The organism is Geobacillus sp. Sah69 (genome assembly GCF_001414205.1).
In the GTDB taxonomy this organism is placed as follows: Bacteria; Bacillota; Bacilli; order Bacillales; family Anoxybacillaceae; genus Geobacillus; species Geobacillus stearothermophilus.
Window position 1 is genome coordinate 93,604 of record NZ_LLKS01000019.1, and the last position, 13,219, is coordinate 106,822.

Genomic DNA, 13,219 nt, shown 5'->3' on the forward strand with positions numbered 1-13,219 from the left:
ATTGAATCTTCTCTCCTCTGTTGCTATAATCAAAGCTAGTGTAGTTTTGCGAAAAAGCAGGAGTGAGAGACGATGAACCGGGAAGAACGGTTGAAACGGCAGGAACGGATTCGCAACTTTTCCATTATCGCTCACATTGACCACGGAAAATCGACGCTTGCGGACCGCATTTTGGAAAAAACAGGCGCGCTGTCGGAGCGCGAGTTGCGCGAGCAGACGTTGGACATGATGGATCTTGAGCGCGAGCGCGGCATTACGATCAAATTGAATGCGGTCCAGTTGACATACAAAGCGAAAAATGGCGAGGAGTATATTTTCCATTTGATCGATACGCCGGGCCATGTCGATTTTACGTACGAAGTGTCGCGCAGCTTGGCCGCCTGCGAGGGAGCGATTTTGGTCGTCGATGCGGCGCAAGGCATCGAAGCGCAGACGCTTGCAAATGTGTATTTAGCGATCGATAACAACTTGGAAATTTTGCCTGTTATTAACAAAATTGATTTGCCAAGCGCCGAACCGGAGCGCGTCCGCCAAGAAATCGAGGACGTCATCGGCCTCGATGCGTCTGAAGCCGTGCTCGCTTCAGCGAAAGTCGGCATCGGCATTGAAGAAATCTTGGAACAAATCGTGGAGAAAATTCCCGCTCCGTCGGGCGATCCAGACGCGCCGCTGAAAGCGCTCATTTTCGACTCGCTTTACGACCCGTACCGCGGCGTTGTCGCGTATGTCCGCATTGTTGACGGGACGGTGAAGCCGGGCCAGCGCATTAAAATGATGTCGACCGGCAAAGAATTTGAAGTGAACGAAGTCGGCGTCTTTACGCCGAAACAAAAAATCGTCGACGAGCTCACGGTCGGCGATGTCGGCTATTTGACAGCGTCCATTAAAAATGTCAAAGATACGCGTGTCGGCGATACGATCACCGACGCCGAACGGCCGGCCGCCGAGCCGCTCCCCGGCTACCGGAAGCTCAACCCGATGGTGTTTTGCGGCATGTATCCGATCGATACGGCGCGCTACAATGACTTGCGCGAGGCGCTCGAGAAGCTGCAATTGAACGATGCGGCGCTCCACTTTGAGCCGGAAACGTCGCAGGCGCTTGGGTTCGGCTTCCGCTGTGGGTTTCTCGGCTTGCTGCATATGGAAATCATTCAAGAGCGGATTGAGCGCGAGTTTCATATCGACTTAATTACGACGGCTCCGAGCGTCGTCTACAAAGTTCATTTGACCGATGGCACCGAAGTTTCGGTCGACAATCCGACGAACATGCCGGATCCACAGAAAATCGACCGCATCGAAGAGCCGTATGTGAAGGCGACGATCATGGTGCCGAACGACTACGTCGGGCCGGTCATGGAGCTGTGCCAAGGAAAGCGCGGCACGTTCGTTGATATGCAATATTTGGACGAAAAGCGGGTCATGCTGATTTATGACATTCCGCTGTCGGAAATCGTGTACGACTTTTTTGACGCCTTAAAGTCGAACACGAAAGGGTACGCGTCATTCGACTATGAGTTGATCGGCTATCGGCCGTCCAATCTTGTCAAAATGGACATTTTGTTGAATGGCGAAAAAATTGACGCTTTGTCGTTTATCGTCCATCGCGAGGCGGCGTACGAACGCGGCAAAGTGATCGTGGAAAAACTGAAAGACTTAATTCCGCGCCAGCAGTTTGAGGTGCCGGTGCAAGCCGCCATCGGCAACAAAATCATCGCCCGCTCGACGATCAAGGCGCTGCGCAAAAACGTGCTCGCCAAATGTTACGGCGGCGACGTGTCACGGAAGCGGAAGCTGCTCGAGAAGCAAAAGGAAGGAAAAAAACGGATGAAACAAATCGGCTCGGTCGAAGTGCCGCAAGAAGCGTTTATGGCTGTCTTGAAAATCGACGACCAGAAAAAATGACGGGCAAGGCTGTCTCCTTCGGGGATGGCCTTGTTTGTTTATCGCCATGCGACGCTGACGGGAAGATGAGGGACGGCAGTCCGGCTGCAGCCGAAGGGAGGATGACGATGGCAACATCAGCATATTTTCACATTCCGTTTTGCGCCCATATTTGCCATTATTGCGATTTTAACAAAGTGTTTGCTGCCGGTCAGCCGATTGACGACTATTTGCGGGCGATGGACAAGGAAATGGCGCGGACGGCGGCCGAGTTCGGCAACCGTCTTGAGACGCTGTTTATCGGCGGCGGCACGCCGACGGTGCTGGAGCCGGCGCAGCTTGGGCGCTTGCTTGAGAGCATTCACCGCCATTTTCAGTTTGATCCGCAAACGGCTGAATTTACGGTTGAGGCGAACCCGGATGGGCTGACGAAAGAAAAACTCGCCGTTCTCCGCGAAGCCGGGGTCAATCGGTTGAGCCTTGGGGTGCAGACGTTTGATGACCGGCTTCTGCAAGCGATCGGCCGCACGCACCGGCGCGGGGATATCGTGCAGGCGGTAGAGCGGGCGAGGGAGGCCGGGTTTGTCAACATCAGCCTCGATCTGATGTACGGGCTTCCCGGGCAGACGATTGAGCAGTTTCTCGCCGATTTGGACGCCGCGTTTTCGCTTCACGTTCCGCACCTCTCCGCCTATTCGCTTATCCTTGAGCCGAAAACGATCTTTTACAACGAGTGGCGCAAGGGCCGACTCCATCTCCCGGGAGAAGAGGCGGAAGCGGCCATGTACGAAGCGGCGATGGAGCGAACCGAAGCGTGCGGCTACCAACAGTATGAAATCAGCAATTACGCGTTTCCGGGGTTTGAAAGCCGTCACAACCTCACTTATTGGAACAACGAAGAGTATTACGGCATCGGCGCCGGGGCGCACAGCTATATCGGCGGGGTGCGGCGCGCCAATATCGGTCCGGTCCGCCATTACATCGCCAAGGTGGACAACGGCGAATGGCCGCACCGCGATGTGCACCGGTTGACGCTTCAAGAGCAAATGGAAGAGGAAATGTTTTTAGGGTTGCGCAAAACGGAAGGAGTGTCGAAAGTTCGCTTCCGGCAAAAGTTTGGCCGCGATATGCACGATATCTTCGGCAAGGCGATCCGCGCCGAAGTGGAAAACGGGCGCTTGGAAGAAACGGAGACCCACGTCCGCTTGACAAAGCGCGGCAAGCTGCTCGGCAACGAAGTGTTCGCCGCCTTTCTCGGCGAAATGTAAAGATTGACATTTGCCGGGCGATTTGTTACCCTAGTAATAGATTTAGCACTCGAATTGATCGAGTGCTAATAGAGGTGAGAAACGTGTTAACGGACCGCCAACTGCTGATTTTGCAGGTGATTATCGACGATTTCATTCGTTCCGGGCAGCCGGTCGGTTCGCGGACGTTATCGAAAAAGCACCAAATTGCGTTCAGTTCAGCGACGATTCGCAATGAAATGGCGGATTTGGAAGAGCTCGGCTACATTGAAAAAACGCACATTTCCTCTGGCCGCGTGCCGTCGGAAAAAGGGTATCGGTACTACGTCGACCATCTGCTGCCGCCGCAGCGGCTGACAAGAGCCGATATTCAGAAAATCCGCTCCGTGTTTGCCGAACGCATCTATGAGCTCGAGAAGCTGATGCAAAAGTCGGCGCAAATTTTATCCGACTTGACGAACTACACGTCGATCGCCCTCGGTCCGGCGTTTAAAGAAAGCAAACTGAAGCGAATGCAAATCGTTCCGCTCAACGAGCAGACGGCTGTGGCCATCGTTGTGACCGATACCGGCCATGTCGAAAACCGGGTCGTGACGATTCCGCCATCGGTCAACGCCGGCGACCTTGAAAAGATGGTCAACATTTTGAACGGGCGGCTCAGCGGCGTTCCGCTCATCGATTTAAAAGAAAAAATCAAGACGGAAGTGGCCGATGTGCTGCGCCGGCACATCCGCAATTATGACAGCCTGCTCAATATGCTGATCGACACGCTCGATCTTCCTGAAGAGGAGAAAATGTTTTTCGCCGGCACAGCCAACATGCTCAATCAGCCGGAATTCAGCGACATTGAAAAAGTGCGCCCGCTTCTGAACATCATTGAGCAGGAAAAAGACATTTACCGTCTGCTTCGCAAGCAAAGCCAAAAAGGGGTGCAGGTGTCGATCGGCCGGGAAAACGAATTGCACGGCATGGAAAACTGCAGCCTCATTACGGCGACATACTCGGTCGGCGAGGAGCCGCTCGGAACGATCGCGATTCTCGGGCCGACGCGCATGGAGTATTCGCGCGTCATCACGGTGTTGAACCGCGTCGCTTCCGATTTGTCGGCCGCGCTGACGAAATGGTATCAAAATCAGTAACAATGGCCATATTGGTTAACGGATGGATTCGCCAATCCATCCGTTCCTTGTGGCCATTGATACATAGAATGACGAGCCCGAAGGGGAGGTGAAGGCAATGGAACAAGGGGACAAACGTGCTGGTCAAGCTACATACAACGAGCCGGAGATGGAACAGCCGGCATCGGCGGAAGAGGCAGGCGTGCCACCGGAAGGCGAAAGGGACGACGCTAGGCAAAACGATGCCGCCGGGCAAGGCGATGGGAAGCCGGCGGAGGCTTCAGCGGGGGCCGAACCTGCCGGGGAGGAGCGCGCCGAGACAGAGGAGCTGGCTGCCGCCAAAGCGCAAGTAGCGGAGCTGGAAGCGAAGCTGGCTGAGATGGAACACCGCTATCTCCGTCTGTATGCCGATTTTGAAAACTTCCGCCGCCGGACGCGCCAAGAGCTGGAAGCGGCTGAAAAATACCGCGCCCAAAGTTTGGCGAGCGATTTGCTTCCGGTGCTCGACAACTTTGAGCGCGCGTTGAAAATAGAGACGGAAAACGAGCAGGCAAAATCGATTTTGCAAGGAATGGAGATGGTGTATCGCTCGCTTTTGGACGCCTTGAAAAAAGAAGGCGTCGAGGCGATTGAGGCGGTCGGAAAACCGTTTGACCCCCATCTGCATCAGGCGGTCATGCAGACGGACGAAGATGGCTATGAGCCGAATACAGTCGTCGAAGAGCTGCAAAAAGGCTACAAGCTGAAAGACCGCATTCTCCGTCCTGCGATGGTCAAAGTCAGCCAATAACGGAAATGGAGGGTGATGAGCGATGAGTAAAATTATCGGCATTGACTTAGGAACAACGAACTCTTGCGTCGCCGTGCTCGAAGGCGGCGAGGCGAAAGTCATCCCGAACCCGGAAGGAAACCGCACGACCCCATCGGTCGTGGCGTTCAAAAACGGGGAGCGCTTAGTGGGCGAAGTCGCCAAACGGCAGGCGATCACGAACCCGAACACGATCATCTCGATCAAGCGCCATATGGGCACGGACTACAAAGTGGAGATTGAAGGAAAGCAATATACGCCGCAAGAAATTTCAGCCATCATTTTGCAATATTTGAAATCGTACGCCGAAGACTACTTGGGCGAACCGGTGACGCGGGCGGTCATTACGGTGCCGGCCTATTTCAACGACGCGCAGCGCCAAGCGACGAAAGACGCCGGCCGCATCGCCGGGCTTGAAGTCGAGCGCATCATCAACGAGCCGACAGCAGCAGCGCTTGCTTACGGCCTCGACAAAGAAGAGGATCAAACGATTCTCGTCTATGACTTGGGCGGCGGAACGTTTGACGTTTCGATTTTGGAGCTTGGCGACGGCGTCTTTGAAGTGAAAGCGACCGCCGGCGACAACCATTTGGGCGGCGACGATTTCGACCAAGTGATCATCGATTATTTGGTCAATCAGTTCAAACAAGAGCACGGCATCGATTTGTCCAAAGACAAAATGGCGCTTCAGCGCTTGAAAGATGCGGCTGAAAAGGCGAAAAAAGAACTGTCGGGCGTGACGCAGACGCAAATTTCGCTGCCGTTTATCAGCGCCAATGAAAACGGTCCGCTTCACTTGGAAACGACGCTCACGCGGGCGAAGTTTGAAGAACTGTCCGCCCACCTCGTTGAACGGACGATGGGGCCGGTTCGCCAGGCGCTGCAAGATGCCGGCTTGACACCTGCCGATATTGACAAAGTCATTTTGGTTGGCGGTTCGACCCGCATTCCAGCTGTCCAAGAAGCGATTAAGCGCGAGCTTGGCAAAGAGCCGCATAAAGGCGTCAATCCGGACGAAGTCGTGGCGATCGGCGCCGCGATCCAAGGCGGGGTCATTGCCGGCGAAGTGAAAGATGTCGTCTTGCTTGACGTCACACCGCTGTCGCTCGGCATTGAGACGATGGGCGGCGTATTTACGAAATTGATCGAGCGGAACACGACCATTCCGACAAGCAAGTCGCAAGTGTTCACAACAGCCGCCGACAACCAAACGACAGTAGACATTCATGTGCTGCAAGGGGAGCGTCCGATGGCGGCGGACAACAAAACGCTCGGCCGCTTCCAGCTGACTGGGATTCCGCCGGCGCCGCGCGGCGTGCCGCAAATTGAAGTGACGTTTGACATTGACGCCAACGGCATCGTCCATGTGCGCGCGAAAGACTTGGGGACGAACAAAGAACAGTCGATCACGATCAAATCGTCGTCCGGCCTGTCGGAAGAAGAAATCCAGCGCATGATCAAAGAGGCGGAAGAAAACGCCGAAGCCGACCGGAAGCGGAAAGAGGCTGCCGAACTGCGCAATGAAGCGGACCAGCTTATTTTCACGACAGAAAAAACGTTAAAAGAAGTCGAAGGAAAAGTGAGCGCCGATGAGATCAAGAAAGCGCAAGAGGCAAAAGATGCGTTGAAGGCGGCGCTTGAGAAAAACGACATCGATGACATCCGCAAGAAAAAAGACGCGCTGCAGGAAGCGGTGCAGCAGCTGTCGATCAAGCTGTATGAGCAAGCGGCGAAACAGGCGCAAGACGCTAGAGCGCAAGCCGACGCGGCCAAACGGGACAACGTTGTTGATGCGGAATTTGAGGAAGTGAAGGATGACAAATAATGCTGCCGAAAGTCAAAGTCAGGCCTGCCTTGGCTTTGACTTTTTTTCTAGCATTCACATATTGCCATTAACAAAAGGGAAATGATAAAATAAAATTTATGTGAATGAATCGGGAGTGGATGATCAACGATGGCGAAGCGCGATTACTACGAAGTTCTCGGCGTCAGCAAAAACGCGACGAAAGACGAGATCAAAAAAGCGTACCGAAAGCTTTCGAAGCAGTATCATCCAGACATTAACAAAGCGCCGGACGCCGCGGAAAAGTTTAAAGAAATTAAAGAGGCATACGAAGTATTGAGCGACGACGAAAAGCGGGCCCGCTACGACCGGTTCGGCCATGCCGACCCGAACGAAGCGTTTGACGGCGGCGGATTCCGAGGCGGAGGGTTTGATTTCGGCGGCTTTAGCGGCTTTGGCGGGTTTGAAGATATTTTTGAGACGTTTTTCGGCGGCGGGCCGCGCCAGCGGGCGAGCGGGCCGCGCAAAGGGGCCGATGTGGAATACATGATGACGCTCACATTTGAGGAAGCGGCATTTGGAAAAGAAACAGAAATTGAAGTGCCGCGCGAAGAGACGTGCGAAACGTGCCATGGCAGCGGCGCCAAACCGGGCACAAGCCCCCAGCCGTGCTCACGTTGCGGCGGCAGCGGGCAAATCACGAGCGAGCAGGCGACGCCGTTTGGCCGCATCATCAACCGTCGGACATGTCCGACATGTGGCGGGACGGGCCGGTACATTCCGGAAAAATGTCCGACATGCGGCGGGACGGGCCGCGTCAAGCAACGGAAAAAGATTCATGTCAAAATCCCGGCCGGCGTCGACGACGGCCAGCAGCTGCGTGTCGCCGGCCAAGGGGAGCCAGGGGTCAACGGCGGGCCGCCGGGGGACTTGTACATCATTTTCCGCGTGGAGCCGCATGAATTTTTCGAGCGCGACGGGCTCGACATTTATTGTGAAGTGCCGCTTTCCTTTGCTCAAGCGGCGCTCGGCGATGAGATTGAGGTGCCGACGCTCTATGGCGATGTGAAGTTGAAAATTCCGGCCGGCACGCAAACGGGCACGCGCTTCCGCCTGAGAGGGAAAGGAGTGCCAAACGTGCGCGGCTATGGACAGGGGGATCAGCACGTCATCGTCCGCGTCGTGACGCCGACAAAGCTGACGGAAAAACAAAAGCAACTGCTGCGCGAGTTTGACCGGCTTGGTGGGGAGACGATGCACGACGGGCCGCACGGCCGTTTTTTTGAGAAAGTCAAAAAGGCGTTTAAAGGAGAAGCGTGAGCGCGATGAAATGGTCGGAAATCAGCATTCATACGACGCACGAGGCGGTCGAGGCGATTTCGAACATTTTGCATGAGGCCGGCGCCGGCGGCGTGGTCATTGAAGATCCGTACGATCTTGTGAAAGACCGCGATGACTGGTACGGGGAAATCGTCGAACTCAATCCGGACGATTATCCGGAAGAAGGCGTCATCATTAAGGCGTATTTGCCGGTCAACAGCTTTCTTGGCGAAACGGTCGAACAAATTAAACAAGCGATTAACAATTTATGGCTATATGATATTGACCTTGGAAAAAATAAGATTACATTGAGCGAAGTGAATGAGAAAGAGTGGGCGACGGCGTGGAAAAAGCATTATCATCCGGTGAAAGTGTCGGAGAAGTTTACGATCGTGCCGACGTGGGAAACGTATGAGCCGGTTTCCGATGATGAGTTGATCATTGAAATGGATCCGGGCATGGCGTTTGGCACCGGCACCCACCCGACGACGGTCATGTGCCTGCAGGCGCTCGAAAAATATGTGCGCCCCGGCGATGCGGTCATTGACGTCGGCACCGGCTCCGGCATTTTAAGCATCGCTGCGGCGATGCTCGGCGCCCGGTCGGTGCGGGCGTTCGATTTGGATCCGGTCGCAGTCGACAGCGCACGGCTGAACGTCAAGCTCAATAAAGTGCAGTCGGTCGTTACGGTGGCGCAAAACAATTTGCTTGACCATGTCGATGAGCCGGCTGATGTGATTGTCGCCAACATTTTGGCGGAAATCATTTTGCGTTTTGCCTCCGACGCTTTCCGGCTGCTGAAGCCGGGCGGCCGCTTCATCACCTCCGGCATCATCCAGGCGAAAAAGCAGGACGTCAAAGACGGGCTTCTGGCGGCTGGGTTTGTCATTGAGGAAGTGAACGTGATGGAAGATTGGGTCGCGTTAGTCGCCATCAAGTCGTAAACAAAGAAGGGATGTTCGTTGCAGCGATATTTCGTTTCCGAACGGGAGCGCCGAGGCGAAGTCGTCACGATCAGCGGCGCTGACGCGCACCATATCGCCCGCGTCATGCGCATGAAGCCGGGGGATGCGATCGCTTGCGTCTTTCCGGACGGGCGCACGGCTGTATGCAGCATTGAACAAATTGCCAGTGATCATGTGCGCGCCCGTATTGTACAATGGAAGGAAGAGGAGCGCGAATTGCCGGTGCGCATTTATATCGCCCAGGGGCTGCCGAAAGGCGAAAAGTGGGAGTTTGTCATCCAAAAAGGGACGGAGCTTGGCGCCGCCGGCTTTCTGCCGTTTTTCGCCGCCCGTTCGGTCGTCAAATGGGACATGAAGAAAGCGGAGAAAAAAGTGGAACGGTGGAAAAAAATTGCGAAAGAGGCGGCCGAACAGGCGGAACGCACGTCATTGCCCGAGGTGCGGGCGCCGCTTTCGCTGGATGCGCTGCTTGCTTTTGGCGAAACGGTGGATCAACGTCTATTCGCCTATGAAGAAGAAGGGCGCGGGGGACGGCACGGTTCGCTGCCGGCGCTGCTTGCCGGCCTCAAGCCCGGCGGCACGCTGCTAGCCGTGTTCGGACCTGAGGGTGGATTTAGCCCTGAGGAGGCAAAGCGGCTCCGACAAGGCGGCTTTTTGCCGTGCAGCCTTGGCCCGCGCATTTTGCGCACGGAAACGGCGCCGCTTTATCTGCTTGCCGCGGCTTCCTATGAATGGGAGCTGCGCGCGCCAGATTGGGAGGCGGCGCAACAGTAATCAACGGTTTGAACAAATTCAGTCATGCTGCTAGCTCAGTGGCATGGCCTGCAGTGAGGTGAACAACATGCCAACAGTGGCTTTCCATACATTAGGCTGCAAAGTCAATCATTACGAAACAGAGGCGATTTGGCAGCTGTTTAAAAAGGCCGGCTACGAACGGACGGAGTTTGAGAGCCGCGCCGATGTGTATGTGATCAACACGTGCACAGTGACGAACACCGGCGACAAAAAAAGCCGCCAAGTCATCCGTCGTGCGGTGCGCCGCAATCCGGATGCCGTCGTCTGCGTGACCGGCTGCTATGCGCAAACATCGCCGGCGGAAGTGATGGCGATTCCGGGCGTCGATATTGTCATCGGCACGCAAGACCGGCATAAAATTTTGGACTACGTTGAGCAGTTTCAGCGCGAGCGCCAGCCGATCAACGCGGTCCATAACATTATGAAAACGCGCGTGTTTGAGGAAATGGATGTGCCGTCGTTCACCGACCGGACGCGGGCATCGTTGAAAATTCAAGAAGGGTGCAACAACTTTTGCACGTTTTGCATCATCCCGTGGGCGCGCGGCTTGATGCGTTCGCGCAATCCACAAGAAATCATCCGCCAGGCGCGCCAGCTTGTCGCCGCCGGCTATAAGGAAATCGTGTTGACCGGCATTCATACGGGCGGCTACGGCACCGATCTAAAAGACTATAACTTCGCGGCGCTGCTGCGCGATTTGGATGAGCAAGTGCCGGGGCTGAAACGGATTCGCATTTCGTCGATTGAGGCGAGCCAAATTACCGATGAAGTGATCGATGTGTTGCAGCGTTCGGACAAAATCGTTCGCCATTTGCACATTCCGCTTCAATCCGGGTCGAACACGGTGCTCAAGCGGATGCGCCGCAAATATACGGTGGAATTTTTCGCCGAGCGGCTTGCCCGCCTGCGGGAAGTGTTCCCGGAACTCGCCGTAACGTCCGATGTCATCGTCGGTTTTCCGGGTGAAACGGAAGAGGAATTTATGGAAACGTACCACTTTATCCGCGAGCAGCAGTTTTCCGAGCTGCACGTCTTTCCGTATTCGAAGCGGACTGGCACACCGGCGGCGCGCATGCCGGACCAAGTGGACGAAGAGACGAAACATGACCGCGTCCGCCGACTCATTGCCCTATCTGATCAGCTGGCGAAAGAATACGCGTCGCGATTTGAAGGGCACGTGCTCGAAGTCATTCCAGAAGAGCAAGACAAAGATCATCCGGGCATGTATATCGGCTATACGGACAACTATTTGAAAGTCCGTTTCCCGGGGACAGAAGAGATGGTCGGCGAACTCGTGAAAGTAAAAATCACGAAAGCCGGCTACCCGTACAACGAAGGTGAGTTTGTCCGCATTGTGCCGGATGGGGCAGCTCATTTCGTAAAGTTAAGCTCATAACCTGATATGGAGAGACAAGCACAGACACCCCAGCCTCAGCTGGGGTTTTTTCTTCTTTTTCTCGCGAACTATACAGATGACGGCTAGTTTTTGCCTTGCAGACATGGTATGATGGTAGACGTCAGACCTTTTATCTTTTTGCAGCGGCAGAAAGGGGCAAGTGTCCATGACAGTGAACATTGCGAACATGATCGACCATACGCTGCTCAAGCCGGAGGCAACGAAAGAGCAAATCGTTCAATTATGCGCGGAGGCGAAACAGTACGGGTTTGCCTCAGTATGCGTCAACCCGTCGTGGGTGAAAACGGCGGCGCGGGAACTTTCCGGCACGGATGTCCGCGTCTGCACGGTCATCGGCTTTCCGCTTGGGGCGACAACGCCGGAAACGAAAGCGTTTGAAACGAAAAACGCCATCGAAAACGGCGCGCGCGAAGTCGATATGGTCATCAACATCGGCGCCTTAAAAAGCGGAGCCGACGACTGGGTGGAGCGCGATATTCGCGCCGTCGTCGAAGCGGCAGCCGGAAAAGCACTCGTGAAAGTAATTATTGAAACGGCGCTTTTGACGGATGATGAAAAAGTGCGCGCTTGCCAATTGGCGGTGAAAGCGGGCGCTGACTATGTGAAAACATCGACTGGGTTCTCAGGCGGCGGCGCGACGGTTGAAGACGTCGCGCTGATGCGAAAAACGGTCGGCGACAATGTGGGCGTCAAAGCTTCAGGAGGCGTTCGCGACCGGAAAACAGCTGAGGCGATGATCGAGGCTGGGGCGACGCGCATCGGGACGAGCTCCGGGGTTGCCATCGTCAGCGGCCAAACTGGGCGCGCCGATTATTAAGCCCGCTTTTGGCCATGCAAACGCAAGATGGCCGTTTCGATGATGCCGACAAACGGCAACGCGACGGCTGAACAAATGGTGTTAAACAAGACGCTCACATGGGCGAGCTGCACATCCGGCGCCGGGCTGAGCATGGCGGCAAAACGGGCGAACGGCTCCGTCCAGAAGGCAAAGACGGCAACGCCGGCGACGTTCAGCCATAAATGGGTATAAGCGGTCAGCTGGGCTTCTTTGCTTGAACCGATGGAGGCCAGCAGCCCGGTAATGCACGTGCCGATGTTGGCGCCAAGCAATATCGCGATGGCGGCTGGAAGCGTCAACAACTGTTCGTTTAAAAACCCCATGGCGATGCCGATCGTCGCCGCGCTCGAATGGACGAGGGCGGTCAAGGCAATGCCGACGAAGAGTCCGATGGCGGTCGAGCTGTTCGTTTGCTTGAGCCAGGCGTCAACAAGCGGGTAATCGGCGAGCGGCTTGGCGAGGCTGGAGAAGCCGTTCATGGCAAACAGCAAGGCGGCAAGGCCGACGGCGATCATCCCGATGCTGTAAACGAAGCGGCGGCGTCCTATGAAGACGAGAAGTGCGCCGCCGATGAGAAGCGGAATGGCGCCGTCGCCGATATCGAGTGTCATCAGCTCGGTTGTGACAGTTGAGCCGATGTTGCTGCCTAAAATGATGCCGATGGACTGGCGAAACGATAAATAGCCGGTGGCGACGAGGCCGATCGTCATCACCATGACCGCCGAGCTGCTTTGCACGAGGGCGGTTGCCGCCATCCCGGTGAGAAATCCTTGCCATGGCGCAGCGGTAAAGCGCATGAGCCATCGTTTCAACCGATGGCCGGATAATGCGTAAAACCCGGCCTTCATCATGAACATACCGATCAGAAAAATGGCGGTGTAAATGGCAAACAGCATCAAAAGCGGCCCCACGGGCGATCTCCCCTTTCATCCTATATGTATGGGCCTCGTCCGCGGACGATGACTGCTTTTTTCGGCGCCGGGATCGCGCTTTTTTATTGACCTTTTCTGCCGGCATGTATTATAATTGACAAGTACAATATGCAAT

At 55.3% G+C, this 13,219-nt stretch carries 11 protein-coding genes; 10 read left to right on the forward strand and 1 reads right to left on the reverse strand.

Translation table 11 applies throughout. From position 1 onward, the window contains the following. The first annotated feature begins 72 nt into the window (after window positions 1-72). From lepA to deoC, 10 genes are all read left to right on the forward strand, one after another. A complete protein-coding gene (gene lepA, locus AP057_RS02285; protein WP_055357969.1) occupies window positions 73-1,902 on the forward strand; it encodes a translation elongation factor 4 in 1,830 nt (609 codons plus the stop codon). A 107-nt stretch (window positions 1,903-2,009) separates the two neighbouring features. Next, complete coding sequence (gene hemW / locus AP057_RS02290; RefSeq protein ID WP_055357970.1) at window positions 2,010-3,149, forward strand: radical SAM family heme chaperone HemW; 1,140 nt, start codon at window positions 2,010-2,012, stop codon at window positions 3,147-3,149. Between the two features lie 83 nt (window positions 3,150-3,232). Further along, entirely contained in the window at window positions 3,233-4,267 is a 1,035-nt protein-coding gene (hrcA, locus tag AP057_RS02295) for a heat-inducible transcriptional repressor HrcA (protein WP_047818719.1), read from the forward strand. Window positions 4,268-4,364: 97 nt separating this feature from the next. Continuing rightward, entirely contained in the window at window positions 4,365-5,036 is a 672-nt protein-coding gene (gene grpE, locus AP057_RS02300; RefSeq protein WP_033014705.1) for a nucleotide exchange factor GrpE, read from the forward strand. Between the two features lie 22 nt (window positions 5,037-5,058). Beyond that, window positions 5,059-6,879: a molecular chaperone DnaK gene (gene dnaK, locus AP057_RS02305; RefSeq protein WP_055357971.1), complete on the forward strand. Its 1,821-nt coding sequence runs from the start codon at window positions 5,059-5,061 to the stop codon at window positions 6,877-6,879. Window positions 6,880-7,008: 129 nt separating this feature from the next. Then, window positions 7,009-8,157: a molecular chaperone DnaJ gene (gene dnaJ / locus AP057_RS02310; RefSeq protein ID WP_055357972.1), complete on the forward strand. Its 1,149-nt coding sequence runs from the start codon at window positions 7,009-7,011 to the stop codon at window positions 8,155-8,157. A gap of 5 nt (window positions 8,158-8,162) precedes the next feature. Beyond that, complete coding sequence (gene prmA / locus AP057_RS02315; protein WP_055358088.1) at window positions 8,163-9,101, forward strand: 50S ribosomal protein L11 methyltransferase; 939 nt, start codon at window positions 8,163-8,165, stop codon at window positions 9,099-9,101. Between the two features lie 18 nt (window positions 9,102-9,119). Continuing rightward, window positions 9,120-9,896: a 16S rRNA (uracil(1498)-N(3))-methyltransferase gene (locus AP057_RS02320; RefSeq protein ID WP_055357973.1), complete on the forward strand. Its 777-nt coding sequence runs from the start codon at window positions 9,120-9,122 to the stop codon at window positions 9,894-9,896. A 67-nt stretch (window positions 9,897-9,963) separates the two neighbouring features. After that, complete coding sequence (mtaB, locus tag AP057_RS02325) at window positions 9,964-11,313, forward strand: tRNA (N(6)-L-threonylcarbamoyladenosine(37)-C(2))-methylthiotransferase MtaB (RefSeq protein WP_055357974.1); 1,350 nt, start codon at window positions 9,964-9,966, stop codon at window positions 11,311-11,313. Window positions 11,314-11,479: 166 nt separating this feature from the next. After that, complete coding sequence (gene deoC / locus AP057_RS02330) at window positions 11,480-12,151, forward strand: deoxyribose-phosphate aldolase (protein ID WP_055357975.1); 672 nt, start codon at window positions 11,480-11,482, stop codon at window positions 12,149-12,151. On the opposite strand, the gene AP057_RS02335 is transcribed toward deoC, so the two are convergent. After that, window positions 12,148-13,083, reverse strand: a complete 936-nt coding sequence (locus tag AP057_RS02335) for a Na/Pi symporter (protein ID WP_055357976.1) — start codon at window positions 13,081-13,083, stop codon at window positions 12,148-12,150. The two genes, deoC and AP057_RS02335, sit on opposite strands and share 4 nt — an antisense overlap. Window positions 13,084-13,219 lie beyond the last annotated feature (136 nt).

What these genes read in the sequence shown, in the direction of transcription:
- deoC (WP_055357975.1), top strand. Translation starts at nt 11,480, where the DNA reads ATGACAGTGAACATTGCGAACATGATCGACCATACGCTGCTCAAGCCG.
- hemW (WP_055357970.1), top strand. Translation starts at nt 2,010, where the DNA reads ATGGCAACATCAGCATATTTTCACATTCCGTTTTGCGCCCATATTTGC.
- prmA (WP_055358088.1), top strand. Translation starts at nt 8,163, where the DNA reads ATGAAATGGTCGGAAATCAGCATTCATACGACGCACGAGGCGGTCGAG.
- dnaJ (WP_055357972.1), top strand. Translation starts at nt 7,009, where the DNA reads ATGGCGAAGCGCGATTACTACGAAGTTCTCGGCGTCAGCAAAAACGCG.
- dnaK (WP_055357971.1), top strand. Translation starts at nt 5,059, where the DNA reads ATGAGTAAAATTATCGGCATTGACTTAGGAACAACGAACTCTTGCGTC.
- mtaB (WP_055357974.1), top strand. Translation starts at nt 9,964, where the DNA reads ATGCCAACAGTGGCTTTCCATACATTAGGCTGCAAAGTCAATCATTAC.
- grpE (WP_033014705.1), top strand. Translation starts at nt 4,365, where the DNA reads ATGGAACAAGGGGACAAACGTGCTGGTCAAGCTACATACAACGAGCCG.
- lepA (WP_055357969.1), top strand. Translation starts at nt 73, where the DNA reads ATGAACCGGGAAGAACGGTTGAAACGGCAGGAACGGATTCGCAACTTT.